Origin of the sequence: Streptococcus koreensis, assembly GCF_003627135.1 — a bacterium.
Taxonomy (GTDB): Bacteria; Bacillota; Bacilli; order Lactobacillales; family Streptococcaceae; genus Streptococcus; species Streptococcus ilei.
Genome location: NZ_CP032620.1, coordinates 1,453,043 through 1,476,639 on the forward strand (window position 1 = coordinate 1,453,043; position 23,597 = coordinate 1,476,639).

The 23,597-nt window shown below is 41.9% G+C and carries 22 protein-coding genes and 1 pseudogene; 17 read left to right on the plus strand and 6 right to left on the minus strand.

Annotation, left to right across the window (positions count from 1 at the left end):
* Positions 1 to 213 precede the first annotated feature (213 nt).
* The 14 genes and pseudogenes from D7D50_RS07280 to D7D50_RS07350 all read left to right on the plus strand — a co-directional run bounded on the left by D7D50_RS07280 (position 214) and on the right by D7D50_RS07350 (position 14,321).
* A complete protein-coding gene (locus D7D50_RS07280) occupies positions 214 to 525 on the plus strand; it encodes a hypothetical protein (protein ID WP_117744347.1) in 312 nt (103 codons plus the stop codon).
* 211 nt (positions 526 to 736) lie between these two features.
* The gene (locus tag D7D50_RS07285) at positions 737 to 1,624 is read left to right on the plus strand and encodes a DUF4300 family protein (protein WP_120701867.1); all 888 of its coding nucleotides are present in this window, start codon (positions 737 to 739) and stop codon (positions 1,622 to 1,624) included.
* A gap of 3 nt (positions 1,625 to 1,627) precedes the next feature.
* Entirely contained in the window at positions 1,628 to 2,041 is a 414-nt protein-coding gene (locus tag D7D50_RS07290; RefSeq protein ID WP_023026896.1) for a hypothetical protein, read from the plus strand.
* A gap of 54 nt (positions 2,042 to 2,095) precedes the next feature.
* Positions 2,096 to 2,947, plus strand: a complete 852-nt coding sequence (locus D7D50_RS07295) for a CbrC family protein (RefSeq protein ID WP_023026895.1) — start codon at positions 2,096 to 2,098, stop codon at positions 2,945 to 2,947.
* A 41-nt stretch (positions 2,948 to 2,988) separates the two neighbouring features.
* A pseudogene (locus D7D50_RS07300) lies at positions 2,989 to 3,739 on the plus strand (CPBP family glutamic-type intramembrane protease).
* Between the two features lie 199 nt (positions 3,740 to 3,938).
* Positions 3,939 to 4,613, plus strand: coding sequence for an ankyrin repeat domain-containing protein (locus D7D50_RS07305; RefSeq protein WP_120701868.1), 675 nt, complete (start codon positions 3,939 to 3,941; stop codon positions 4,611 to 4,613).
* A gap of 129 nt (positions 4,614 to 4,742) precedes the next feature.
* Positions 4,743 to 6,179, plus strand: coding sequence for a helix-turn-helix domain-containing protein (locus tag D7D50_RS07310; RefSeq protein WP_117744341.1), 1,437 nt, complete (start codon positions 4,743 to 4,745; stop codon positions 6,177 to 6,179).
* Positions 6,180 to 6,492: 313 nt separating this feature from the next.
* A complete protein-coding gene (gene glpK / locus D7D50_RS07315) occupies positions 6,493 to 8,001 on the plus strand; it encodes a glycerol kinase GlpK (RefSeq protein ID WP_009730830.1) in 1,509 nt (502 codons plus the stop codon).
* Between the two features lie 33 nt (positions 8,002 to 8,034).
* Positions 8,035 to 9,861 (plus strand): type 1 glycerol-3-phosphate oxidase, encoded by a 1,827-nt coding sequence (gene glpO, locus D7D50_RS07320; RefSeq protein WP_120701869.1) that lies wholly within the window; start codon positions 8,035 to 8,037, stop codon positions 9,859 to 9,861.
* A gap of 70 nt (positions 9,862 to 9,931) precedes the next feature.
* Positions 9,932 to 10,633: an MIP/aquaporin family protein gene (locus D7D50_RS07325; protein WP_023023547.1), complete on the plus strand. Its 702-nt coding sequence runs from the start codon at positions 9,932 to 9,934 to the stop codon at positions 10,631 to 10,633.
* Positions 10,634 to 11,300: 667 nt separating this feature from the next.
* Positions 11,301 to 12,065 carry a (S)-acetoin forming diacetyl reductase gene (locus D7D50_RS07335; protein ID WP_023023545.1) on the plus strand — a complete coding sequence of 255 codons (765 nt, stop codon included), beginning with the start codon at positions 11,301 to 11,303 and terminating at the stop codon, positions 12,063 to 12,065.
* Positions 12,066 to 12,239: 174 nt separating this feature from the next.
* Positions 12,240 to 12,842, plus strand: a complete 603-nt coding sequence (locus D7D50_RS07340) for a hypothetical protein (protein WP_120701870.1) — start codon at positions 12,240 to 12,242, stop codon at positions 12,840 to 12,842.
* A 109-nt stretch (positions 12,843 to 12,951) separates the two neighbouring features.
* Positions 12,952 to 13,587, plus strand: a complete 636-nt coding sequence (locus tag D7D50_RS07345) for a copper homeostasis protein CutC (protein ID WP_023023434.1) — start codon at positions 12,952 to 12,954, stop codon at positions 13,585 to 13,587.
* A 74-nt stretch (positions 13,588 to 13,661) separates the two neighbouring features.
* Complete coding sequence (locus D7D50_RS07350) at positions 13,662 to 14,321, plus strand: MmcQ/YjbR family DNA-binding protein (protein ID WP_023023432.1); 660 nt, start codon at positions 13,662 to 13,664, stop codon at positions 14,319 to 14,321.
* A 94-nt stretch (positions 14,322 to 14,415) separates the two neighbouring features.
* Here the strand turns inward: D7D50_RS07350 and D7D50_RS07355 are convergent, their stop codons facing one another.
* The 4 genes from D7D50_RS07355 to D7D50_RS07370 form a co-directional block, all read right to left on the minus strand.
* Positions 14,416 to 15,078, minus strand: coding sequence for a hypothetical protein (locus D7D50_RS07355; RefSeq protein WP_023023430.1), 663 nt, complete (start codon positions 15,076 to 15,078; stop codon positions 14,416 to 14,418).
* Positions 15,079 to 15,217: 139 nt separating this feature from the next.
* A complete protein-coding gene (locus tag D7D50_RS07360) occupies positions 15,218 to 16,486 on the minus strand; it encodes an aminotransferase-like domain-containing protein (RefSeq protein WP_023023428.1) in 1,269 nt (422 codons plus the stop codon).
* A gap of 88 nt (positions 16,487 to 16,574) precedes the next feature.
* Positions 16,575 to 17,222 carry a PAQR family membrane homeostasis protein TrhA gene (trhA, locus tag D7D50_RS07365; RefSeq protein ID WP_023026889.1) on the minus strand — a complete coding sequence of 216 codons (648 nt, stop codon included), beginning with the start codon at positions 17,220 to 17,222 and terminating at the stop codon, positions 16,575 to 16,577.
* Between the two features lie 2 nt (positions 17,223 to 17,224).
* Positions 17,225 to 17,668 carry a DUF1836 domain-containing protein gene (locus tag D7D50_RS07370; protein WP_042361110.1) on the minus strand — a complete coding sequence of 148 codons (444 nt, stop codon included), beginning with the start codon at positions 17,666 to 17,668 and terminating at the stop codon, positions 17,225 to 17,227.
* Positions 17,669 to 17,763: 95 nt separating this feature from the next.
* Between D7D50_RS07370 and yaaA the strand changes: the two genes are divergently transcribed.
* Complete coding sequence (gene yaaA, locus D7D50_RS07375; protein WP_023026887.1) at positions 17,764 to 18,492, plus strand: peroxide stress protein YaaA; 729 nt, start codon at positions 17,764 to 17,766, stop codon at positions 18,490 to 18,492.
* Positions 18,493 to 18,608: 116 nt separating this feature from the next.
* Here yaaA and D7D50_RS07380 read toward each other — a convergent pair whose 3' ends face one another.
* Complete coding sequence (locus D7D50_RS07380) at positions 18,609 to 19,055, minus strand: MarR family winged helix-turn-helix transcriptional regulator (protein WP_023026886.1); 447 nt, start codon at positions 19,053 to 19,055, stop codon at positions 18,609 to 18,611.
* A gap of 298 nt (positions 19,056 to 19,353) precedes the next feature.
* Between D7D50_RS07380 and D7D50_RS07385 the strand changes: the two genes are divergently transcribed.
* Complete coding sequence (locus D7D50_RS07385) at positions 19,354 to 20,532, plus strand: pyridoxal phosphate-dependent aminotransferase (RefSeq protein ID WP_120701871.1); 1,179 nt, start codon at positions 19,354 to 19,356, stop codon at positions 20,530 to 20,532.
* Positions 20,533 to 20,726: 194 nt separating this feature from the next.
* Here D7D50_RS07385 and D7D50_RS07395 read toward each other — a convergent pair whose 3' ends face one another.
* Positions 20,727 to 21,779 carry a cell surface protein gene (locus D7D50_RS07395; RefSeq protein ID WP_120701872.1) on the minus strand — a complete coding sequence of 351 codons (1,053 nt, stop codon included), beginning with the start codon at positions 21,777 to 21,779 and terminating at the stop codon, positions 20,727 to 20,729.
* 295 nt (positions 21,780 to 22,074) lie between these two features.
* Here D7D50_RS07395 and asnS point away from each other — a divergent pair, with 295 nt between their 5' ends.
* A complete protein-coding gene (asnS, locus tag D7D50_RS07400) occupies positions 22,075 to 23,418 on the plus strand; it encodes an asparagine--tRNA ligase (RefSeq protein ID WP_120701873.1) in 1,344 nt (447 codons plus the stop codon).
* Positions 23,419 to 23,597: the final 179 nt, after the last annotated feature.

The window sequence follows — 23,597 nt, forward strand, 5'->3', positions numbered from 1 at the left end:
TAACTGAGGCAAGTAACTATTATTTAAAGTAAAAGGAAGATGCACCACAGTAATTCGGAAATCAATATACTTCATAAGATTTAACGATGAAGAGATAGAGTGAGGGATGACTTGCCTTAGCTCTATTTTTCGGTTCCTTTAGTTGTACTTTTCCCCTACATAGGTGTATAATGTGTCCTTGGGTAAAGAAATTAGTAGAGTAAGGTGATTTATATGGAATTAAAAGATTTTACAGAAAAAGAACAAGAACAGATCAACCAAGGTTTGAGTACAGCTGAGATTTCTGATAAAGAAGCGGCGAAGAAGTTGCTTGCTCTTGTACCGCAAGAATGGGTCAAGCGTATTCCTTTCTTTGTCAGAGGGCATGCGACAACAAAGACGATCGAACGTGTGGCTATGCGCTATCCTGAACTCTATGCCGTGGCCAAACGCCAAGGAGACCTTCCTGAAAAAGAACGGGAAGAATTGCGTGTCATCATGACGGAAGTCTTTGAAGAAAAGATGAACAAACATAAGATTAAATAGGATTCATTATTCATTAAAGAGCTGGACAGTCTGCCAGCTCTTTTTTTGCTACCTATAAAGTTTCCTCATTTCGTGAAAAATAGTTGGAGCTAAGTCCGTTTTAAACTATAATATAGGAGAAGGAGATTCGATAGGAAAAAGAAATGAATCATGTTATGAAACGCGATTCCATATTACAAACCATCTTAGTATATAGAAAAGGAAAAAATTTATGAAACCATCTAAAAAAATCATGCTCCTTACTAGCTGTGCCTTGGCGATTTTTGCTTTAGCGGCTTGTGGGACCAACCAAAAACGATCCAAGGAAAAGCAGGAAAGCTCCACTGTCCAAAAGGCCAGTTCAGACAAGGACCACTACAAGGGAACCTACAGCAACCTCAATAGCAAGGAAAGTGTCGAAGAAGTGCGGGCTCTCTTGTCTGCTTATTTGGATCAGGAGAGTGTAGACAAGTTTCTTGGTCTCGTAACGGACTATGATAACATCGTAGGATCTGTTGGCTTGACGGGCGACTTTAGCACTTTCAAAAAGACGGAATACGATGTGGAGAAGATTAGTGACTTGTGGACCAAGAAAAAAGGAGATTTCGTCGGAACCAACTGCCGGATCAATAGTTATACCTTGTTGAAGAATCGCATCGAGATTCCTAAGCAAAAGGCGGATAGTGAACTCTTGTTCGTGGACAATGATGCGATTGAAAAAGGGAAAGTCTTCGATGAGGCAGACAAGGAAGCCTTTAACATTCTCTATTCACGGGTTCCGACAGAAGCTACAACGGATGTCAAGGTTCACGCCAAGAAGATGGAAGAGTATTTTGCCAATTTCAAATTCAATGAAAATGCCCGCATGCTTTCCGTTATCGTTCATGATAACCTAGATGGCAATTCCCTTTTTGTCGGTCACGTCGGTGTCTTGGTTCCTACCAAGGACGGCTACCTCTTTATCGAAAAGCTGACCTTTGAAGAACCCTACCAAGCCATCAAGTTTGCGACCAAGGAAGATGTCTACAAATACTTGGAGACCAAATACCAGGATTACACAGGTGAAGGTCTAGCCAAGCCCTTTATCATGGACAATGAAAAATGGGTTGAAATGAAATAGAGGATGCAGGGTAGCGTGTTAGAAATTAGAAAGATGATGGAGAGTGCTCCGATTCTATTTGTGCTAGTTTTCTTGCTCTTTTTCAGTCTTCTCCTTTTCCTGAGAAGAAGACTAATCGTGAAACGTAGTGGCGGTCCCTTCTTTGCCCCTTTTCATATTAGCTATGGTATCTTCTACATTCATGAGCCTTGGTGTTTCAGTCGGCGAATGATCCCACTGAAAGAGATTAAGCAGCTAAGCTACTTGTTGCTTCGTGGTCGCGCTGGTGGTGGAAGTCGCTACGCTTTCTATATCGAACTCAGAAATGGAAAGACCATACCTTTCTTTTTTGGTAGAAGCAAGCGGAATGAAGTGCTGGTTGAAAAACTCAAGCTAAATGCTGGTAAGTATGGCTTTAAAGTACATTTTCAGCGCTAGAATAGAAATGACACCAAGATTTAATTCTCTGTAAAAACGAAAGTGAGCAATTCTATGAACGACTCTATGAAAGAATATATCCACTTGAAAAAGCAGTTCCAAGCGCAAGATAAGGATTCATCCAGCGTCCTAGCTCTCTATGAATTTGCGGATCGGCTGAACTTACTGGAAACTCCAGAAGCTAAGCAGGTCTTGGTGGATGTCTACCAAGAGTTGGGCTTATATGCCAGTGCTTATACGCTCTTTTTGGGGCTTGTCGACAAGTCAGATCGTAAGCAAGTTAAGAAACTTTTTACCTTAGAAAAGATGAGTCATAGTCATGGAGATCGTTTTGCTCTCTCTCGTCCCTTGACCGAAAAAGAAAAAGAGGCTCATAAGGAGAAAGTCAGTGAATTGCCAACCTTCCGCTATCATCCGGATCCACTAGCGACGGGTTCCTTTAAGGAAGGCGAGCCTAAGACCTGCCCTTCGTGTGGGGAAGATCACACCATCTATTATGCTCTGAGACCTTATTGTGTAGAAGAGATAAGACATCTTTGTCCAACTTGTATTTCTACTGGTCGTGCTGCCCAAAAGTTTGAAGCAGAGTTTATCCAAGATGCTGATTGGCAAGGGGTAATGGATAAGGAAAAAGACCAACTCCTCTTCTGTCAAACTCCAGGCTATAGTAGCTGGCAGGGCGAATATTGGCTCTCCTGTTGCCAAGACTACTGTGCCTATATGGGGACAGTTGGCACTCGTGAACTGGAAGAGATGGGCATTGCAGAGCAAGTTTTGGAAGAATATGAGGCGCGTGATGAATTTCAGGATGTGGCTGAATACTTAGTCAAGGATGGTGACATGTGTGGCTACCTCTTTCGATGTCTCCATTGTGAACAATACCATCTTTGGGTCGATGCGGATTAGGGTGCAATCTATCTAATTGATTATCCCGTTACGGAGGAAAAATGAAAAAAATATTTTTAGAACAAGGCGTTGCCTTCTGGTATTCGGTAACTGCCCTCCTTGCTACTTTTCTAGTAGGGCAAAGTTGAACTATGGTTTTTCTCAGATGGAAGGAGTTTGGGAGGCTCTTTGCTTTTCATCCTGATGAATTCGATTCCTATGATAACGGCTATTTGCTTTTCCATCGTCTTAGGTGAAACCAGATCCCTTGGAGAATTTTTCAAACAAACTTTTTTACAGAAAGAGAGCACCAAGACTTGGTTTCTAACTTTGCTAATTCCAGTCATCTATTATGGGATCTCATTCTTGCTCATGAATGTTAGCATTACAGGGAACTCCCTCTTGGCCTTCTTCCTGTATTTCCCATGGACTTTTTTATATGGAGGTCTAGAAGAAGTTGGATGGCGTTGGTTTTTACAAGAGCATCTTTCCTTTAGCAAGCACTTTGTATCTAAAATGATGGCACTTTCCCTTGTTTGGTTCCTCTGGCATATCCCTATCTATCAACTTCCTTGGATTACAGCAGGTTCGTCCAACTATCTCATTTTTTACCTGATGATTTTAGGGAATACCTTCCTATTTGGAGCTCTCAAGGAGTATTCGAAAGGAGCTGTTCCCTGTATCCTCGCTCATATGCTGATCGATAGTCTGGCTGTTCTCATGCTAGTTCAGAGTTCACTTACTCAGATTATTCTTCTGGTTATTTTTGAAATTCTATTAGCCTCTTGGCTAGTAGCTATACGAAAATCATAAAAAAGCTTTCAATCTCTCATCCAATTTCGATGGGAGGTTTCTTTTTTATCAGGTGATAAAATAAAACTGTTTAGCTAATGACACAATCCATCATATAGGAGTCTGTAAAGTGATATAATCAATGTAACGAAGAAATCATAGATGGGACAAAATTTAACAACAGTGTCATTCTGATCCGTAATATGAGAGGGGGAAGACCATGCAAAAAACTTTTCAGTTATTGCGAAGAGGAGATATCGAAGGAGTCCGTCAGATATTGGATAGAAAGCCTGAAGAAGTCAATGCAGTTTCAGGTGATAAACCTAAGAGAGATCAAGGCCAATCCCTTCTGCAAGTCGCTATTAAATCGGGACATTTAGATATTGCGGACTTACTCATTGATAGAGGGGCAGATCTTAACTTTATTGAAGAGCCGACAGAGCTGAATCCATTTTGTCAGCCGGTCATCCAAACAGCCGGTGGAAGAGCTGTATTTGACTGTAGGCGGATGATCAAACGTTGGAATGGTCAATATGAGATGTATTCGTCTAAGGAAAAGGCTGACCAATCCTTCAAGGTTTTTAAAAAAATGTTGGAACTTGGAGCAGATATCTCTCAGAAGGATAGTCATGGGGGAACTTTATTACAAACTATTTTAATAGAAACGAAGGAAGTTCTGCCATTTTTTTCTTGGAGAACAAAAGAAACAAGCGATAATGTTCTCATAACGGATGAATTACGTCATGATTTAAATCGTATTTATGATCTTTTGATTCGTTACGGTGTGACTTCGGAAGAGATTTCTGTCTATTATAAAGTTCCTCTCAAAGAACTTTACCAAGACAGCCCGACAATGGAATTTTTAAATCGGTTGGATTCGAGCAGATCTTTATAAGCATTTTACATAAAAAGAAGAGCCTTAGGGCTCTTTTTGCTTATGCTGATGAGGATAGAAACAGATTGTTTTTTGTTTTGGCTAAATTATGGTACTCTAAGGATAGAATAATGGAAGGGTTTTCTGAAAATGCATTTAGCTGATTTAATGGAAAAAAGTGAGGGTGGACAGTTTTTAATCCTGTCTCATCTGCTACAACATTCTCCAAGCAGTCTGTCAGAAGTGATGGTGGAGACGGAATTTTCCAAAGCAACCTTGAACAAATATCTTGCACTGATCCATGACAAGGCCCAAGAGAATCAGCTGGCCCTTTCCATTGAGCTAGAAGATGAACATCTTCGCCTTCTTGTGGGGGCAGATACAAAGGGACGTGACATTCGACGGGCTTTTTTGGACAATTCGATCAAGTACCAACTATTGATCTATTTACTTTATCATGGCCAGTTTCAAGCCCAGCAACTAGCTCAGGAACTCTTGATTAGTGAAGCGACATTAGGACGTCATATTTCGGGCTTAAACAAATTATTAACTGAGTTTCAATTTTCCATCCACAATGGGCGACTCAAGGGCCCTGAACATAAGATTCGTTATTTTTATTTTGGTTTGTTACGAAAGGTCTGGGCTAGTGCAGACTGGAAACAAGAACTTGACAAGAAGGAAAGACAAAGCGAAATTGAAACCTTAGAAGAACTCTGTGGTGCCCAGTTGTCTCAAGGCCAACGCTTGGATTATGTTCTCTGGTCCCACATTAGCCAGCAACGACTTAAGATCAATGCCTGTCAGTTTCAAGAAATTGAACAGAAGATGAAGGGCTATACGGACAACATTTTTTACCAACGCTTATTTCGTCGGGTAAACCAGCTCTTTTCTGGGAAACACATCGCTCTTAGCCATGAAGATGGAGAGATGTTAGTCCTCTTTGCTTTCCTTGTCACCCATCGGATCCTCCCGCTTCATACTATGGAGTACATCTTAGGCTTTGGGGGAGAGATTGGTAATTTGACAACGCAACTCATTCAAGAGATGAAAACGCAGAAGTTATTAGGGGATTATATCGAAGGCCCTGTGACCTATGAATTAAGCCAAATTTGTGGACAGGTATATCTTTTTACAGGCTACCTTCTTCAAGACAAGTATAAGTACCAACTTGAAAGCCACAATCCTTATGTCTTTAGTAGTCATGATTATAGAGAAGTAGCAGACACTATCTTTAGCAAACTTCCGATCTTTTGCCAAGGGACAGCTCTGGATAAAAAAATCAAGTGGGAGTGGCTCCAGTTAATGGATTATATCGCGGAAAATAGTGGGAGACAAATTAAGATCGGCTTAGACTTAACAGTGGGCTATTTAGGTTATACACGGATGACAGAAGTCCTCAAGCGCTACTTAGAGTATAATCGTTTTATTACCATTGAAGCCGTTGATCCAGCTTCAGATTACGATTTGATCGTGACCAACAATCCGATTAGTCTTACCCAGCGGATTCCTGTCTATTATTTAAAATATGATTTAGATATGATCGATCTAGCCAATATTCGCCAGATGATCTACCAAGAAGAAGGTTAATAAAGCTATTCAATGCTTGATGAGACTTTTATGATATTATTGAGCTGAATTAGTAGTAATTAAAAAATTGAGGTTAGGAAGAACAGATTCTAAACGAATTGTTCTGCCTAGCTTTTTTATTAGATTTTTCTAAAAATTTCATTTTTTCTAAGTCTTAGAAATCCTTATGAAACAAGGGTTCTGAATCCATCTACTCAAATTTTTTAAAATTCTTAAAAAAATTGATGGACATGAAAGCGGTTTATTTTGTATACTAGACAATGTAAGGAGTACGTCTCCTAAAGAATATTTCTTTTTCCCAGGAGGACAGTTCATGTCACAAGAAAAATACATTATGGCCATTGACCAAGGAACAACAAGTTCAAGAGCCATCATTTTTAATAAAAAAGGAGAAAAAGTTAGCTCTAGCCAAAAAGAGTTTACTCAAATTTTCCCTCAAGCTGGTTGGGTTGAACACAATCCAAATGAAATCTGGAACTCTGTTCAGTCTGTTATCGCTGGTGCCTTTATCGAAAGTGGCATCAAACCAGGACAAATCGAAGCTATCGGAATTACCAATCAACGGGAAACAACTGTTGTTTGGGATAAGAATACTGGCCTTCCAATCTACAATGCCATTGTTTGGCAGTCTCGCCAAACAGCTTCTTTAGCTGAACAACTTAAGAGCCAAGGCTATGTCGAAAAATTCCACCAAAAAACAGGTTTGGTCATTGATGCCTACTTCTCAGCAACTAAGATTCGCTGGATCTTGGATCATGTAGAAGGAGCACAAGAACGGGCTGAAAAAGGAGAATTGCTCTTTGGAACCATCGATACTTGGTTGGTTTGGAAGTTGACAGACGGAGCTTCTCACGTAACAGACTATTCAAATGCTGCTCGTACCATGCTCTACAATATCAAAGACCTAAAATGGGATGATGAGATTTTGGAAATCCTCAATATTCCTAAGGCTATGCTTCCAGAAGTTCGTTCTAACTCTGAAATCTATGGAAAAACAGCTCCTTTCCATTTCTACGGTGGAGAAGTGCCTATCTCTGGTATGGCGGGTGACCAACAAGCGGCTCTTTTTGGACAGTTGGCCTTTGAACCTGGTATGGTTAAAAATACTTACGGTACTGGATCTTTCATCATCATGAATACTGGTGAAGAGATGCAGTTATCTGAAAATAACTTGTTGACTACCATTGGATATGGAATCAATGGTAAAGTTTACTACGCTTTGGAAGGTTCCATCTTTATCGCAGGTAGTGCCATTCAATGGCTTCGTGATGGTCTACGCATGGTGGAAAGCTCACCTGAATCTGAACAATATGCACGTGATTCTCACAACAACGATGAAGTTTATGTGGTACCGGCCTTCACAGGTCTAGGAGCACCATACTGGAATCAAAATGCTCGTGGTTCTGTCTTTGGCTTGACTCGTGGAACAACCAAAGAAGACTTTATTAAGGCGACTCTTCAATCCATTGCTTACCAAGTACGGGATATCATCGATACTATGCAGGTTGATGCTAAGACGGCTATTCAAGTCCTTAAAGTGGACGGTGGAGCAGCTATGAATAACTTCTTGATGCAGTTCCAAGCGGATATTCTTGGTATTGATATCGCTCGTGCTAAAAACTTGGAAACAACAGCTTTGGGGGCAGCCTTCCTTGCTGGCCTGTCAGTCGGCTACTGGAAAGACCTAGATGAATTGAAAGAACTCAATGCAACTGGTGAACTCTTCGAGCCTTCTATGAACGAATCTCGTAAAGAACAACTCTACAAGGGATGGAAGAAAGCTGTTAAAGCTACCCAACTCTTTGCAGAAATTGAAGACTAGTCAAGACTTCAGTAGGATAGAAAGTGAAGAATTATGGAATTTTCAAAGAAAACTCGTGAATTATCGATTAAGAAAATGCAAGAACGCACCCTGGATCTTTTGATTATCGGGGGAGGGATCACAGGTGCTGGGGTAGCCTTGCAGGCAGCAGCAAGTGGTCTTGAAACAGGTTTGATTGAAATGCAGGACTTTGCGGAAGGGACATCAAGCCGTTCAACAAAATTGGTCCACGGTGGACTTCGTTACCTCAAACAATTTGACGTAGAAGTGGTATCAGATACGGTATCAGAACGTGCAGTAGTGCAACAAATTGCTCCTCATATTCCAAAACCAGACCCAATGCTCTTACCAGTCTATGATGAAGATGGGGCAACTTTTAGCCTCTTCCGTCTTAAGGTAGCCATGGACCTCTATGACCTCTTGGCAGGTGTCAGCAATACTCCAGCTGCCAACAAGGTCTTGACCAAAGAAGAAGTGTTGGCTCGGGAGCCTGAGTTGAAACAAGAAGGTCTAGTCGGAGGTGGGGTCTACCTAGACTTCCGTAACAACGATGCTCGTTTGGTGATTGAAAATATCAAACGTGCCAACCAAGATGGGGCCCTCATTGCTAACCACGTAAAAGCTGAAGGATTCCTCTTTGATGAATCTGGCAAGATCACAGGTGTAGTGGCGCGTGATCTCTTGACTGATGAAGTCTTTGAAATCAAGGCTCGTTTGGTGATTAATACAACTGGTCCTTGGAGCGATAAAGTGCGTAACCTCTCAAACGATGGAGAGCAGCATTCACAAATGCGTCCAACCAAGGGTGTTCACTTGGTCGTAGATTCAAGCAAGATCAAAGTTTCTCAACCAGTCTACTTTGATACTGGTCTTGGAGATGGTCGGATGGTCTTCGTCTTGCCACGTGAAAACAAAACTTACTTCGGAACGACTGACACGGACTACACTGGCGACTTAGAGCATCCAACAGTAACTCAAGAAGATGTCGACTACTTGTTAGGAATCGTGAATAACCGCTTCCCAGAAGCTCACATCACCATCGATGATATCGAAAGTAGCTGGGCTGGTCTTCGTCCGTTGATCTCAGGAAACAGTGCTTCTGACTACAATGGTGGAAACAACGGCACTATCAGTGATGAAAGCTTTAATGCTTTGATTGCAACAGTTGAAGGCTATCTTTCTAAAGAAAAATCGCGTGAAGATGTTGAATCAGCAATCAGCCACTTGGAAGGCAGCACTTCTGAAAAACATTTGGATCCATCTGCTGTTTCTCGTGGATCAAGCTTAGACCGCGATGACAATGGTCTTTTGACCCTGGCTGGTGGGAAGATTACAGACTACCGCAAGATGGCTGAAGGAGCGATGGAGCGTGTCTTGACCATTCTCAAGGAAGAATTTGACCGTCAGTTCAAATTGATCAACTCTAAGACCTATCCAGTATCAGGTGGAGAAATTAACCCAACGAACGTGGATTCTGAAATCGAAGCCTTTGCTCAACTTGGCGTATCTCGTGGCTTGGATAGCAAGGAAGCTCACTACCTAGCTAACCTATACGGTTCCAATGCACCTAAGGTCTTCGCCCTTGCTCATAGCGTGGAACAAGCACCTGGATTGAGCCTAGCAGATACCTTGTCACTTCACTATGCAATGCGCAATGAATTGGCACTCAGCCCAGTTGATTTCCTTCTTCGTCGTACCAACCACATGCTCTTTATGCGGGATAGCTTAGATGCGATGATCGAACCTGTTTTGGATGAAATGGGCCGCTTCTATGAATGGTCAGAAGAAGAAAAAGCTGGCTACCGCAAAGACTTGCAAGTCGCTTTGGAAAACAATGACTTGGCAGCATTAAAAAATTAAGAAAAACAAAAAAGGGGTTGGAAAGAAGACTGTCTAACCTTCCCCTCTTTATAATGGAGAATTAAATCATATGAAAGAATTATTTGGTGAATTTTTAGGGACCTTAATCCTGATTCTTTTGGGAAATGGGGTTGTAGCAGGAGTGGTTCTTCCAAAAACGAAAAGCCACAACTCAGGTTGGATCGTCATTACTCTTGGTTGGGGGATTGCGGTTGCTGTCGCAGCCTTCATCTCTGGTAAGTTAAGTCCGGCCCATTTGAACCCTGCAGTAACAATTGGGATTGCTCTTAATGGTGGCCTAGCTTGGGCATCTGTCATTCCTTATATCCTTGCACAATTTGCCGGAGCCATGGTCGGTCAAGTCCTTGTCTGGTTGCAGTTCAAACCGCATTACTTAGCAGAAGAAAATCCTGGAAATATCCTTGGAACATTCAGTACTGGTCCAGCAATTAAGGACACTACTTCAAACCTCATCAGTGAAATCCTTGGAACCTTTGTCTTGCTACTAACTATCTTTGCGCTTGGTCTTTATGACCTTCAAGCAGGGCTTGGTACTTTTGCTGTTGGTACCTTGATTGCAGGGATTGGTTTGTCTCTCGGTGGAACTACAGGCTCCGCTCTCAACCCAGCTCGTGACCTAGGACCTCGTATCATGCACAGCCTCCTTCCTATTCCTAACAAAGGAGATGGTGACTGGGGTTACGCTTGGATCCCAGTAGTTGGTCCAATCATCGGTGCAGTACTTGCAGTAGCAGTCTTTAAAATGTTTTAAAAAATGAAAGAGGCTGGGACAAAAGTCCTAGCCTCTCAATTGTCTTTGGATTATCGAGCAAGACGCAGTGGTTGAGTGGGCTCTACCACGCTGATTTCATCAGCTTTTACAGCCCTACTCAACTGTGAGGAGGTGGGACGACGAAATCGAATTCTAACGAATTACCGATTTCTGTCCCACTCTCTTTTAAAATACTGTATCAGATAAAGAGAGCTTTGTACGTTCTAACTTAAAACAAGCTATAAGAAATGTAAAACGCAATAAAGAAAATAATGATCGCAATAATGTATTGAACTGGTTTAGGTAGGTTATTCAATTTATCCATGAATTCTTTCATTGTTAGATCTCCTTATTATTTGATTGTCTTATAATTAGTGTAGCATGAAATAAGGCCCAAAACAATAGGCAATAGGAGTGTTTTTGTCAAGATATAAAACCCTTTTCAAAATTATTATAATCAGTTAATCTATTACTAAATAAAGATAAGATAGATTGTAAAATACTTTAGAAAATAACAGGCTAGAGTTTGACACTTTTTTCACAAAGGAGTATACTGTTAGCATAGTTTTGGAAGGAACTTATGATAGATTCACCCAAAACTGACTGTCAACCTTTGCTGTTCTTCTATGAACGTTTGCTGGTATCGGGGATACCAAGGAGGAATCATATGTCTAAAGTAGCTATTGTCACAGGTGCAGGTCAAGGGATCGGTTTTGCGATTGCAAAACGATTGGTACAAGATGGCTTCAAGGTCGGAGTCTTAGACTACAATGCTGAGACAGCAGAAAAAGCAGTAGCTGAGTTATCAGCAGAGAATGCTTTTGCGGTCGTTGCTGATGTCTCCAAACAAGCTGAAGTGGCTGCAGCTTTCCAAAAAGTTGTGGATCATTTCGGAGATTTAAATGTTGTCGTTAACAACGCTGGTGTTGCTCCAACTACACCACTTGATACGATTACAGAAGAACAATTTGAACGCACTTTTGCCATCAACGTTGGTGGTGTCATCTGGGGTGCTCAAGCTGCACAAGCTCAATTCAAGGCGCTTGGCCATGGCGGAAAAATCATCAATGCAACTTCACAAGCAGGTGTTGTAGGTAACCCTAACTTGACTGTCTATGGTGGTACTAAGTTTGCAGTTCGTGGTATCACTCAAACTTTGGCACGTGACTTGGCTGATTCAGGTATTACTGTCAATGCGTATGCACCTGGTATCGTTAAGACTCCAATGATGTATGATATCGCTCATGAAGTTGGTAAGAACGCTGGTAAAGATGACGAATGGGGTATGCAAACTTTCGCTAAAGATATTACCCTTAAACGTTTGTCCGAACCCGAAGATGTCGCTGCAGCGGTTAGCTTCCTTGCTGGTCCTGATTCAAACTACATTACAGGACAAACCATCATCGTGGATGGTGGGATGCAATTCCATTAACATTCAAATAGGGGTTGGGATTTTTTCCACCTCTTTTCTTATGTGCACCTTATTCCTCTCGTTCGCTTTTTTTGAAAAATTAGGGTAGAATAGAAGTCGTATTTTAAAAAGAATAGATCAATAGTGATAGAGGTGAATTCTCTTCTATCCATCAAAACGAAAAGAGGTGACCATATGTGGAAATGGATCAAACGACTCATCGGACTGACCTTCCTCCTAGTTATTGTCTTAGCAGTTTTCTTGATACCAGCAAAGGTTTCGACTCAAGAGCAATTTAAAAATGTAACAGTGAATACTTCGCTGGTAGATCTGGCTCAAGAAGGCTTCTCTACAGCAGACGTGACTGCTTCTGGCCTGCAAACAGAGCTTCAACTGAATTCTCCTCAATTGCGCCAAGTTATTAAATCCATGGCAGGGGAAATGACAGATGAAACTCTCCTCAATACAGCAGTTGCTATGAATGGAGAGTATATCAATGTTCAGGTTCCGATTGAACTGGGACCGGTGGAAACCATGGTGAGCATGGACTTTACAACGAGTGTGACGGATCAACAATTGACCTTGAACCTAGAACGGGCCCGTCTTGGACATCTGCCGATTCCACGTAGCTTGGTTGCTTCAAAGATTGCTGAAAAAGTTAACCAAGAGGGCACAGGAGCTACTATGATAGGGAATCAAATCAAATTGACCATGCCGACAAGTGGCTACCGAATCCATTCTGCGAAGGTCGAAAAAGGGAACATGGTATTACAGATTATTGTTCCAATTTCCTATTAAGCATCAACCATTGGTTTCTGATGAGGCTGATGGTTTTTCTAATTGACAAAGAAATGAAAAAAGAGTAAGGTAGAACAAGAAAACGATTTCAAATACAGGGAGATTTAGGATGCCGTTATATGAATTTTGTGCAGAGAACATAACACTGTTAGAGAAGGCTTTTCAAGCAGGAGCGCGTCGTGTAGAATTATGTGATAACTTAGCGGTTGGAGGTACGACTCCAAGCTATGGTGTGATCAAAGAGGCTGTGAAGCTTGCTAAAGATTATCAGGCAAAGGTCATCGTTATGATTCGTCCACGAGGTGGAGATTTTGTATACTCTGAGCAAGAGCTAGACATAATGTTAGAAGACTGGAAAATTGCCCGTGACCTGGGTGTTGATGGTTTAGCTGTTGGGGCTTTGACTGCTGACAATCAGCTGGATAAAGATGCCATGCTTCGTTTCATCGAAGCCAGTCAAGGATTTGAATTGACCATGCATATGGCATTTGACCAGATTCCTTTAGAAGATCAAGCTGCGAGTATCGAGTGGATGAAGAAAGTAGGCGTGACGAGACTATTAACAAGAGCCGGCAGTCCAGAAACAGACTTAGAACAACGGTTGCAACGCTACGAAGAGTATGCCCAGCTTGCAGATCGCCAGTTAGAAATCTTGGCAGGTGGAGGAGTCTCTTTGGAGAATCGTCAGCTTTTCCTTGATGTTCCAGGGGTGGATCAGGTCCATGGAACTCGTGTTGTCTTTTAAAGATATATGAGTTGAGGAAGAAATCTCAGCTCTTTTTTCTTGATTTTTGGTATACTGGAGGAAAGGAGTAGTACGTGTTTTTACCAGATTATTTTGAGAAATACAGTATAGACAATGAAAAAGCTCTAGCTTATGGGTTTTCAAAGCAGGGAGAGAAGTTTCACTATGATCAACAGATCCTGGATGGAGACTTCAAACTTTATGTGACTGTCCAAAGTAAGCAAGTGCATTTTTGGCTAGTGGATCAGGAGACAGGCGACGACTATGTGCAGCTTCATATGGACCAGATGGTTGGTCAATATGTTGGCCAAGTCAGAGAAGCTTGCCAGCAGGCCTTAGAGGATATCAGAAGCTCCTGTTTTGCTGTCAAAGATTTTTTGTATCCTCAGACCAAGCGCTTGGTGGATTGGATCAGCCGGCAATATGACCGTCCTATCGAATACCTCTGGGACCGTTCTCCGGACTCGGGCGTCTTCCGTCATCAAAAGGATCTCAAATGGTTTGGCGTCTTGATGAAGATAGACTGGTCCAAGCTAGATGCGAGGCAGGAAGGGAAGATTGAGGTCTTAAATCTTAAACAGGATCATGTCAGCCAACTCTTAGAAGAACCCCATTTCTATCCGGCTTATCATATGAACAAGAAGTACTGGATCAGCATTCCCTTGGATGGTCGAGTGGAGGATGATCTTCTCTTTGAGCTTGTGGCTAAGAGCTGGGCCCTGACTAAGAAGTAAGGGTTTAACCCAATTGATTTGTGAAAGTGAATAAAACATAAAAAAAGAATGTTGAGGGTCAACATTCTTTTTTTTATTAGAGAATTTCCTGTCCTTATTGCTCTTTGGTCAATGAGAAGTGGAAATCTCTGTAATTGCTATAGTCAAATTCTGTATTGATATCTGTTGTGAAGGCTATCGGAGTATAATGACCTTCCTCAAGGATAAATCCTGGTTTGAAGCGGAAATTTGCTACTCCTAAACCAGTAATACCAGGAAGAAGAGCATCTGCGCCATTAAGACCTTCTGACTCCCAGTAATAGACATTACCAGATGCTTGAATAGCTCTTGCAGTATAGGTGGCTGTGCGGGTTGGTTCACTATCATTTTTAAAGCTAACGACAGTTGTAATATCTCCATTAGCTTCAATAGTCATTTTGATGCTATCCGCCTGAGGGCTAGATCCTACCCAAGTGCCGACAAGTGCTGCAGGAACAACTGCTTGATCAGTTGAAGATGTATCTTCTGCCTTGTTCGGTTCAGTTGAAGCTGACGGGTTACTTGCCTGACTTGAAGGAGTAGTATTTTCTTTTGCTTGAGAAGAAGAAACTGTAGCTTTTTTATTTAAGCTAGCTTTTGGTTTTTTCTCAACTTTTGAGCTAGAAGCTTTTTCGGATGAGGAAGTTGTTTTATCTTTTGAGCCACACCCTCCCAAAGCAAGTCCAAGTGATGCAGCCACAAGAGAGGCTGCAGTCCAACGAATCAAAGATCGTTTCATAATATCACCTCTTTATCTTTCTGACTTAGATTATACTCCTATTGTTACAGATGTCAAGTGATTTTTGTAATAAATGTAATATTTTCGTAACATAGTTTTGTATATAAAATTACTCAAGAAATAGAAGGGTGGGATTGAATCATAGATAAGCGATAATTTGGGGTAAAACCTCTTCCAGTTTGTCCTGATTGATACGGGCAAAGGCATAGGGACAGCTTTGAATATAGGCAGATTCGAAGAAGTGGAGAGGGAGACCGCTATGTTTCAGTCGAGCGACCGAAGGGACCTGTCTTAAATCTAGTAAGACTCCTCCAATGACCGGCCATACAGGGACGGATAGGGAATGTTGCTGGAGTAGGGAAGAAGCTTGCTCTTTTTGGATGAATTGCTGTTGGTGCAGAAGCTCTTTGTTTTTTGCAAACATGCCATTATCAATATAGAGGCTCAAGGCCTTCTGCATGACCAAGTTACTTTCGTAGTCGAGTGTACCCTTGAGTTTTAAGACAGGGGCAAGAAGAGCTTGGGGCAGGACCATAGAAGTGATGCGGAGGGCAGAAAAGAGGCTGGTAGAAAAGGACTTGATGTAGATGACCCGGTCAGATGCATCCAGATAATGAAAGCTAGGAGAAAAATGTGGATCATAATCTCCCAAGTAATCGTCCTCGACAATATAGACATCATAGAGTTCTGCTAAGGCCAAAATCTGTTCCTTCTCTTGTTTGCTATAACTATGTCCCAGAGGATAATGGTAGCGGGGAATGGTATAGAAAAATTTGATCCTGCCACTTTTGAAAATGGCTTCCAGTTGGTCAAAGTCAATTCCTTGAGGCAAGCGATTGATGCTTTGATAAGGTAAGTCTTGCTCCTGAATTAATTTATTGATGCGGTAATAGGTTGGTTGCTCTACTAGGATTTCTTCTTTTTGGTTTGGGAAGGCGACCTGGCTTAGGAGGTAGAGGGCTTGCTGGGTTCCTGAGGTGATAACGATTTGTTGCTCCTGGGTATAAATCGCATCTTCTCGCAGGAGAGAAGCAATAGATTGACGGAGATCGACAAGACCTTCTTGTTTTTCATAGTAGTTGAAGAGGTAATTATCACGACCGACAAGGGTTTCGTTGATACAAGTCCGAAAGTCTTCAAAGGCCTGGAAGCGATCTTCCTTGAGGCGAAGAGGCAGGTCGGTATGCTTTCCAGTCTCTTCCTCCAGGACATAATAGCCGCTTTGGGGCTTAGCATAGATATAGTTCTTGTAGCTGAGCTCGAGCAGGGCCCGTTGGACGGTATCCTTACTGCAGGCATACTGACTGGCTAGTTGGCGAACGGAAGGCAGGCGGTCTCCAGTTTTTAGGATCCCCTGGTCAATCTGGTTTTTCAATGTAGTAAAAATCTTTTGGTATTTGGTTGTCATAACTGTCCCCGTACAATTTTTCTTTATTGTAGTCAATTGGGTGTAAAAAAGCAACTAAAAAGTGACTCCCTATAAGAGAGTCACTGTCTTACATGACATACACAATCGCGATATATTGGAGAGCAGAAGCGGCTAAGATGAAGAGGTGCCAAATCATATGGAAATAAGGTTTCTTTTTGGCGTAAAATCCAGCTCCAACTGTATAACACAGGCCACCCATCAGCATCAAACCCCAGAAGGTTGGACTTGTTTGGCTGATGATCTGTGGGATAATGAAAATCACCAACCATCCCATAATCAAATAGAGGGCCAAGCTGAATTTTTCATTTACCTTCTTAGCAAAAATCTTGTAGAGTATCCCAAAGATAGTCGTCCCCCATTGAATCAGGATAATGGCATAGCCGAACCAGTTGTTCATGAGAGAAAGAACGACGGGTGTATAGCTACCTGCAATGGCAATATAAATCATGGAGTGATCGATAATGCGAAGGACATACTTTTGAGGTGAGTCATAGGCCATGGCATGGTAAATTGTCGATGAGAGAAACATGAGAAAGAGACTGATGACAAAAATCGAGGTCCCGACAGCTGCTAAAGTCCCATGTGTTTCATAACTATAGATAGCAGAAGTTGGAATGAGAAAGAGCATCAAAACAGCCCCGACTGCATGGGTGACACTATTTGCGATTTCTTCTCCAAAGGATAATCGTTTACTTAATTTACTAGCATAATTCACTTTTATTTTTCCTCCTCAGAATGAACATGGATATAGGATAGGGTTTCTTGGTAGAGCAAAACGGTACGACAGGCAGATCCGATAATGGGTGCTAAAGGTTCTTTCTCTTCATGGAGAAAGTCCACAAAACTATTGTAGAGGTCTGCGGAGTTGGCTTGACTCTGCAAGAGGTTCAAGGTAGCCGCGATCTCTTGAATCGAAAAAACCGTCTTTAAGGTTGTAATAGCAATGAGACGGGCAACCTGCTGTCGCTTGTATTTCTTCTTATCTGGTTTTGGCAGGTAGCCGTGTTTAACGTAATTATTGACCATGGAAGCCGTTAAGCCCTTGTCTGTTTCTGAGATAAAAGGCGCACACACCTTATTGACATAGAGGAGGACTTGGTCCAAATAAAGATCAATATCAGGAATTTCTTCCCACTTGGGATAACTGTAGTTGAATAAAATAGTTATTACCTCTTTGTTATCTAGTTTTAATAACTAGATGATAACATGATGGTAATTTTATGTCAAGCGAAAATGAAATATGGTACAATAAATCTATGAAACTATTAATTCCAACTGCAAAAGAAATGAATCTGGATACCCCAGAAAAAACGGGTTATCCTGTATCAAATGAGACACAAGCGGTCATCGATGCCTTAGCTTCATTATCTCTAGAAGAGTTAGCCTCACTTTATAAGATTACTGAAGAGCGGGCAAGTGAAGAAGAGCAACGAATCCGAGCGCTCAAGTCGGGTACAGCTAAGACCTATCCAGCTTTGAATCTCTTCGACGGTCTCATGTACCGGAATATCCGCCGTACGGACTGGACGGAAGCAGAAGCGGCTTATGTGCAAGACCATCTCTTGATCACCTCAGCTCTTTATGGGGTGATTCCGGCCCTTACTCCGATTGCTCCCCATCGTTTGGACTTTCTCATGAAGCTTAAGGTCCAGGGGAAATCCTTAAAGACTTTTTGGAAGGCTAGCTATGATCAAGCTCTTCAGGAGGAAGATCTAATTATTTCTTTGCTTTCCAGTGAGTTTGAAACCGTCTTTTCTAAGGAGATTCAAGATCGGATGGTGACTTTTAAATTCCTTGAAGAGAAGAATGGGCTGTTGAAGGTTCACTCAACCATTTCAAAGAAAGCGCGTGGGGCTTTTGTGACAGCTTTATTAGAGAAGCAGATTACAAAGGTAGAAGAGATGAAGCAGCTAACCTTTAGTGGCTTTGCATACCAGTCTGACTTATCAACTGAAAAACAATTAGTCTTTGTGAAATATGAGTAAAATAGAAGGTACTAGTCAACAGAGACTAGTACTTTTTTTCAAGAATCAAAAAACGTGTTCATAGCTGGCAACTGTAGTTAGTTGGCTATGAACACGACTAATTGAATGGTTAGAATTTAGTGGGAGCCCTTTAATTTTTTCAGAAGAGTTTGAAGTTGTTTTTGCTCTTCTTCGCTAAAGACACCCATGACTTTTTGAACATTACGTATATGATCAGGAAGAACTTCGATAATTTTTTTACGGCCCTTTTCTGTCAAAGAAACGATACAAGCACGACGGTCATCTGGATCGATTTCGCGCTTGATCCATCCATCACGCACCATATTTCGAATCACGACGGTCATATTTCCAGAGGTCGCTAAAATACTGTCAATCAGGTTCTGGATACGGAGATCCCCCTTACTGTACAAGGTTTCCAAAACGGAAAACTGAGTAGGGGTCAACTGATGATCCTTAAAGACATGAGACTCTGCTGCACGAAAAGTCCGTTCCGCCTTGTGAAAGACAATCATGGTTTTTAATTCTGTTTGGGCTTCTTCAAATAGTTTTTCTAAATTCTTCATACTATCATTTTAGCAATAAATAGTATTAGACGCTATTAAGCCTTAATATCAAATAGATTACAGGCGGGTGACAAGATAATGGATTTATCAACAGAAGAAAAAATGACTGTTAACTTTAGTGTCAAATTATTTTTTTGTCGAATAGTAAGGAGTAGTAAAGTTTCTTTGAATCCTTAGTAAAATCTTGCTCCAAGTCTAATCTATGGTGTATAATATAGGTATTGTAGACAGTTTCTGGTAGAGTCTAAGTCTAAATTGGTTCGTCTGGAACTAGTCCCAGATAGAAAGTAGGTAAGGTATGAAAATTTCTGATCGTGTATTAAAGATGGAAGAAAGTGTCACCCTGGCAAGTGATGCCAAAGCAAAAAAATTAAAGGCAGAAGGAAAAGATATTCTCTTTCTAACCTTGGGCCAGCCTGATTTTCACACTCCTGAGAATATTCAAGATGCTGCAGTAGAAGCCATTCGGGATGGGCGGGCTTCCTTTTATACGGTTGCTTCCGGCCTGCCAGCATTAAAGGCTGCCGTCAATACCTATTTCGAACGCTATTATGGATATTCAGTATCACCAAACCAAGTCACTTTTGCGACTGGAGCGAAGTTCTCGCTCTATACCTTCTTTATGGCTGTGCTCAATCCAGGTGATGAGGTCATTATCCCGACACCGTACTGGGTCAGCTATGGGGACCAGGTCCTAATGGCGGAAGGGGTTCCTGTCTATGTCAAGGGGCACCAAGTCAATGATTTTAAAGTTTCCGTTGAACAATTGGAAGAAGCTCGGTCGGAAAAGACGAAGGTTTTGGTCTTGAATTCTCCATCTAACCCGACAGGTATGATTTATAGCAAGGAAGAACTCTTAGCCATTGGAAATTGGGCTGTTGAGCATGATATCCTCATCCTTGCAGATGATATCTATGGTCGCCTGGTCTATAACGGGAATGAGTTCGTTCCAATCTCAAGCTTATCCGAAGCCATTCGCAAACAAACCGTTGTCATCAACGGGGTTTCCAAAGCCTATGCCATGACTGGTTGGCGGGTTGGTTATGCGGTGGGTGACCCAGAAATCATTGCAGCCATGAGTAAGCTAACCGGTCAGACAACTTCCAATCTGACAGCTGTTTCTCAGTATGCTACGATTGAAGCCTTGACAGGTCCACAAGACTCAGTAGAGGTGATGCGTCAAGCCTTTGAGGAGCGCTTGAACACCATTTATCCTCTTTTGTGCGAAGTTCCAGGTTTTGATGTGATCAAGCCACAGGGAGCTTTCTATCTCTTCCCAAATGTCAAAAAAGCCATGGAGATGAAAGGTTATACGGATGTGACAGAGTTTGCAACTGCCATCCTGGAAGAAGTGGGAGTTGCCCTCATCACAGGTGCTGGATTTGGAGCTCCAGAGAATGTCCGTCTTAGCTATGCGACTGACTCGGAGACCCTGAAGGAAGCTGTTCGCCGCTTGCATCAATTTATGGAAAATTAAAAATTAAGAGAGTGGGACAGAAATCGGTAATTCGTTAGAATTCGATTTCGTCGTCCCACCTCCGCACAGTTGAGTAGGGCTGTAAAAGCTGATGAAATCAGCGTAGTAGAGCCCACTCAACCACTGCGTCTTGATCGACAATCCAAAGACAATTGAGAGGCTAGGACTTTTGTCCCAGCCTCTTTTCTTTAGAATTATAAGAAATCGACAGAAAGAATAGTGTTCCCTTTTTTTACAGGAACACGGGTCTTAGCCCCATTGTTGCCTTTTGGAAGGCGGAATTTCTTTACTTCTGGTGTTGAAGGTTTTGATTGAGTCTTCTTACTAACAGGTACACGTGTTTTCACTCCGTTATTTCCTTTTGGAAGACGCAGTTTTTTAACAGGTTTTTCTGGAACAGAAGGTGTTGACGGTTTCTCAACAATTGGTGTGGTGACTTCTTTATAGAAATAGGTCACAGTAACCAAGTTAGAAACATGAAGTTTGTGGGAGGTCAATTCTTCTTTGTCAGCTGATTGGAAGGTATAAGTTTTTCCATTAGCTTGGATTTGAGCGGGTGCTGTTGGTAGACCAGCTTCATAAGCCAAATCGAGGCTCCGCTCGACGCTGTTTTCTTGGGAAGGTGCAATTTCTTGTCCCTTTTCGTCTACAAAACGAGCACGTTTTACAACTTCCGGATTCAAATCGATATCATCATAGAGATGGATGACTTCAATGACGGGCGCGGTGGCAGTGCCTTTTTCAGGAGCGCTATTGTATGAAAATCCATCTTTGATATCGAGATCAGAATATCTTACTCGATACCATGTTTTTCCGTTTTCGTCTGTAACCGTTGCTGGTCCATTTCCAGAGACGTCATATTCAGTAAAAGCACGGGCATTAACTGTCTTGTATACGATATCTGTTGAAGATGCAACTGGTGAAAAGTCTGGTTTCAGAGTCCGACGACGATGGATGACACGAATTTCAGAGATTCGTGGATCAACTGGAGTCTCAGCAGGAGCTGGGGTTGATTCCTCAGCCGTCAGGCTAGCTGTTTCTTCGCTCGGAAGTGGGGATATTGTTTCATTGGTAATTGCAGTAGCTGAACTCTCTGAAATGACTGAAACAGGAGCAACCGTATCTTGTCGTTCAGAGATAGGAGCAGTGACAGGGGCTGTCTGCTCATCAGCAAAAGTGGTTGTTGCGAGACTGAGGGCTAAAACAGCTGCACACAATCCCGTGGTGAGTTGAATTTTCTTTTTCATATTTTCCTCCTTATACATACTGATAGTATAACTTGCAAGCTTTTTACTTGTCAAAAATGACTGCTATTGAGACTTAAAATGACAGGATTTTCCTTTGAAAAATCAAAATATAGGATAAAATATTTAAATCGGTTCAAGAATTTGAAAAAGTTGATTTATTTTTTTATTAAAAGTCAGTTTTCGTAAAAAAAGCCGGATTTTTAGATTGTGAGAGATAGCTATCGGCTCTTATTTGTGGTAAAATGAAAGGTGACCATGTCTTCGGACAAGTACAATGAGAAAAGGAAGATGTATTATGACAAAACGGATTACCATCATCGAAGTAAAAGACTATGTCGGTCAAGAAGTGACTATCGGTGCTTGGGTGGCGAATAAATCAGGAAAAGGGAAAATTGCCTTCTTACAATTGCGTGATGGAACAGCCTTTTTCCAAGGTGTGGCTTTCAAACCAAACTTTATCGAAAAATTTGGGGAAGAAGTGGGGCTTGAAAAATTTGATACCATCAAACGCTTGAGCCAAGAAACATCTGTCTTTGTAACTGGGATTGTTAAAGAAGACGAGCGCTCAAAATTTGGTTATGAGCTCGATATTACAGACATCGAAGTGATCGGTGAATCGCAAGATTACCCAATCACTCCAAAAGAACATGGAACAGACTTCTTGATGGACAACCGTCACTTGTGGTTGCGTTCTCGCAAACAAGTAGCAGTGATGCAAATCCGTAACGCTATTATCTATGCAACTTATGAGTTCTTTGATAAGAATGGCTTCATGAAGTTTGATAGCCCAATTCTTTCAGGAAATGCGGCGGAAGATTCTACAGAACTCTTTGAAACAGACTACTTCGGGACACCAGCTTACTTGAGCCAATCTGGTCAGCTTTATCTTGAAGCTGGAGCTATGGCCCTTGGTCGCGTCTTTGACTTTGGACCTGTATTCCGTGCGGAAAAATCTAAGACTCGTCGTCACTTGACAGAGTTCTGGATGATGGATGCTGAGTACTCATACTTGACACACGACGAATCACTTGACTTGCAAGAAGCATACGTTAAAGCTTTGCTCCAAGGCGTTCTAGATCGTGCTCCTCAAGCCTTGGAGACATTGGAACGTGATACAGAGCTCTTGAAACGCTATATTGCAGAGCCATTCAAACGCATCACTTATGATGAAGCGATTGATCTTTTGCAAGAGCATGAAAACGACGAGGATGCTGACTACGAACACTTGGAACATGGAGATGACTTCGGTTCACCACACGAAACTTGGATTTCAAACCACTTTGGTGTCCCAACCTTTGTGATTAACTACCCAGCAGCTATCAAGGCCTTCTACATGAAACCAGTACCTGGTAACCCAGATCGCGTGCTTTGTGCAGACTTGCTCGCGCCAGAAGGTTACGGAGAAATCATCGGTGGTTCAATGCGTGAGGAAGACTACGATGCCCTTGTCGCTAAGATGGAATCACTTGGTATGGATCGTACAGAATACGAATTCTACCTTGACCTTCGTAAATACGGTACAGTACCACACGGTGGATTTGGTATCGGTATCGAGCGTATGGTAACCTTCGCAGCTGGAACAAAACATATCCGTGAAGCTATTCCATTCCCACGTATGTTGCACCGTATCAAACCTTAATAACCATGAGGCTGGGACAAAAGTCCTAGCCTCTCAATTGTCTTTGGATTATCGAGCAAGACGCAGTGGTTGAGTGGGCTCTACTACGCTGATTTCATCAGCTTTTACAGCCCTACTCAACTGTGCGGAGGTGGGACGACGAAATCGAATTCTAACGAATGACCGATTTCTGTCCCACT

Coding starts and splice junctions, on each gene's coding strand:
- glpK (WP_009730830.1), top strand. CDS start 6,493: ATGTCACAAGAAAAATACATTATGGCCATTGACCAAGGAACAACAAGT.
- D7D50_RS07395 (WP_120701872.1), bottom strand. CDS start 21,779: ATGAAAAAGAAAATTCAACTCACCACGGGATTGTGTGCAGCTGTTTTA.
- D7D50_RS07385 (WP_120701871.1), top strand. CDS start 19,354: ATGAAAATTTCTGATCGTGTATTAAAGATGGAAGAAAGTGTCACCCTG.
- D7D50_RS07305 (WP_120701868.1), top strand. CDS start 3,939: ATGCAAAAAACTTTTCAGTTATTGCGAAGAGGAGATATCGAAGGAGTC.
- D7D50_RS07310 (WP_117744341.1), top strand. CDS start 4,743: ATGCATTTAGCTGATTTAATGGAAAAAAGTGAGGGTGGACAGTTTTTA.
- D7D50_RS07280 (WP_117744347.1), top strand. CDS start 214: ATGGAATTAAAAGATTTTACAGAAAAAGAACAAGAACAGATCAACCAA.
- asnS (WP_120701873.1), top strand. CDS start 22,075: ATGACAAAACGGATTACCATCATCGAAGTAAAAGACTATGTCGGTCAA.
- D7D50_RS07355 (WP_023023430.1), bottom strand. CDS start 15,078: ATGAAACGATCTTTGATTCGTTGGACTGCAGCCTCTCTTGTGGCTGCA.
- yaaA (WP_023026887.1), top strand. CDS start 17,764: ATGAAACTATTAATTCCAACTGCAAAAGAAATGAATCTGGATACCCCA.
- D7D50_RS07295 (WP_023026895.1), top strand. CDS start 2,096: ATGAACGACTCTATGAAAGAATATATCCACTTGAAAAAGCAGTTCCAA.
- D7D50_RS07325 (WP_023023547.1), top strand. CDS start 9,932: ATGAAAGAATTATTTGGTGAATTTTTAGGGACCTTAATCCTGATTCTT.
- D7D50_RS07345 (WP_023023434.1), top strand. CDS start 12,952: ATGCCGTTATATGAATTTTGTGCAGAGAACATAACACTGTTAGAGAAG.
- D7D50_RS07290 (WP_023026896.1), top strand. CDS start 1,628: ATGCAGGGTAGCGTGTTAGAAATTAGAAAGATGATGGAGAGTGCTCCG.
- D7D50_RS07360 (WP_023023428.1), bottom strand. CDS start 16,486: ATGACAACCAAATACCAAAAGATTTTTACTACATTGAAAAACCAGATT.
- D7D50_RS07285 (WP_120701867.1), top strand. CDS start 737: ATGAAACCATCTAAAAAAATCATGCTCCTTACTAGCTGTGCCTTGGCG.
- D7D50_RS07335 (WP_023023545.1), top strand. CDS start 11,301: ATGTCTAAAGTAGCTATTGTCACAGGTGCAGGTCAAGGGATCGGTTTT.
- glpO (WP_120701869.1), top strand. CDS start 8,035: ATGGAATTTTCAAAGAAAACTCGTGAATTATCGATTAAGAAAATGCAA.
- D7D50_RS07380 (WP_023026886.1), bottom strand. CDS start 19,055: ATGAAGAATTTAGAAAAACTATTTGAAGAAGCCCAAACAGAATTAAAA.
- D7D50_RS07340 (WP_120701870.1), top strand. CDS start 12,240: ATGTGGAAATGGATCAAACGACTCATCGGACTGACCTTCCTCCTAGTT.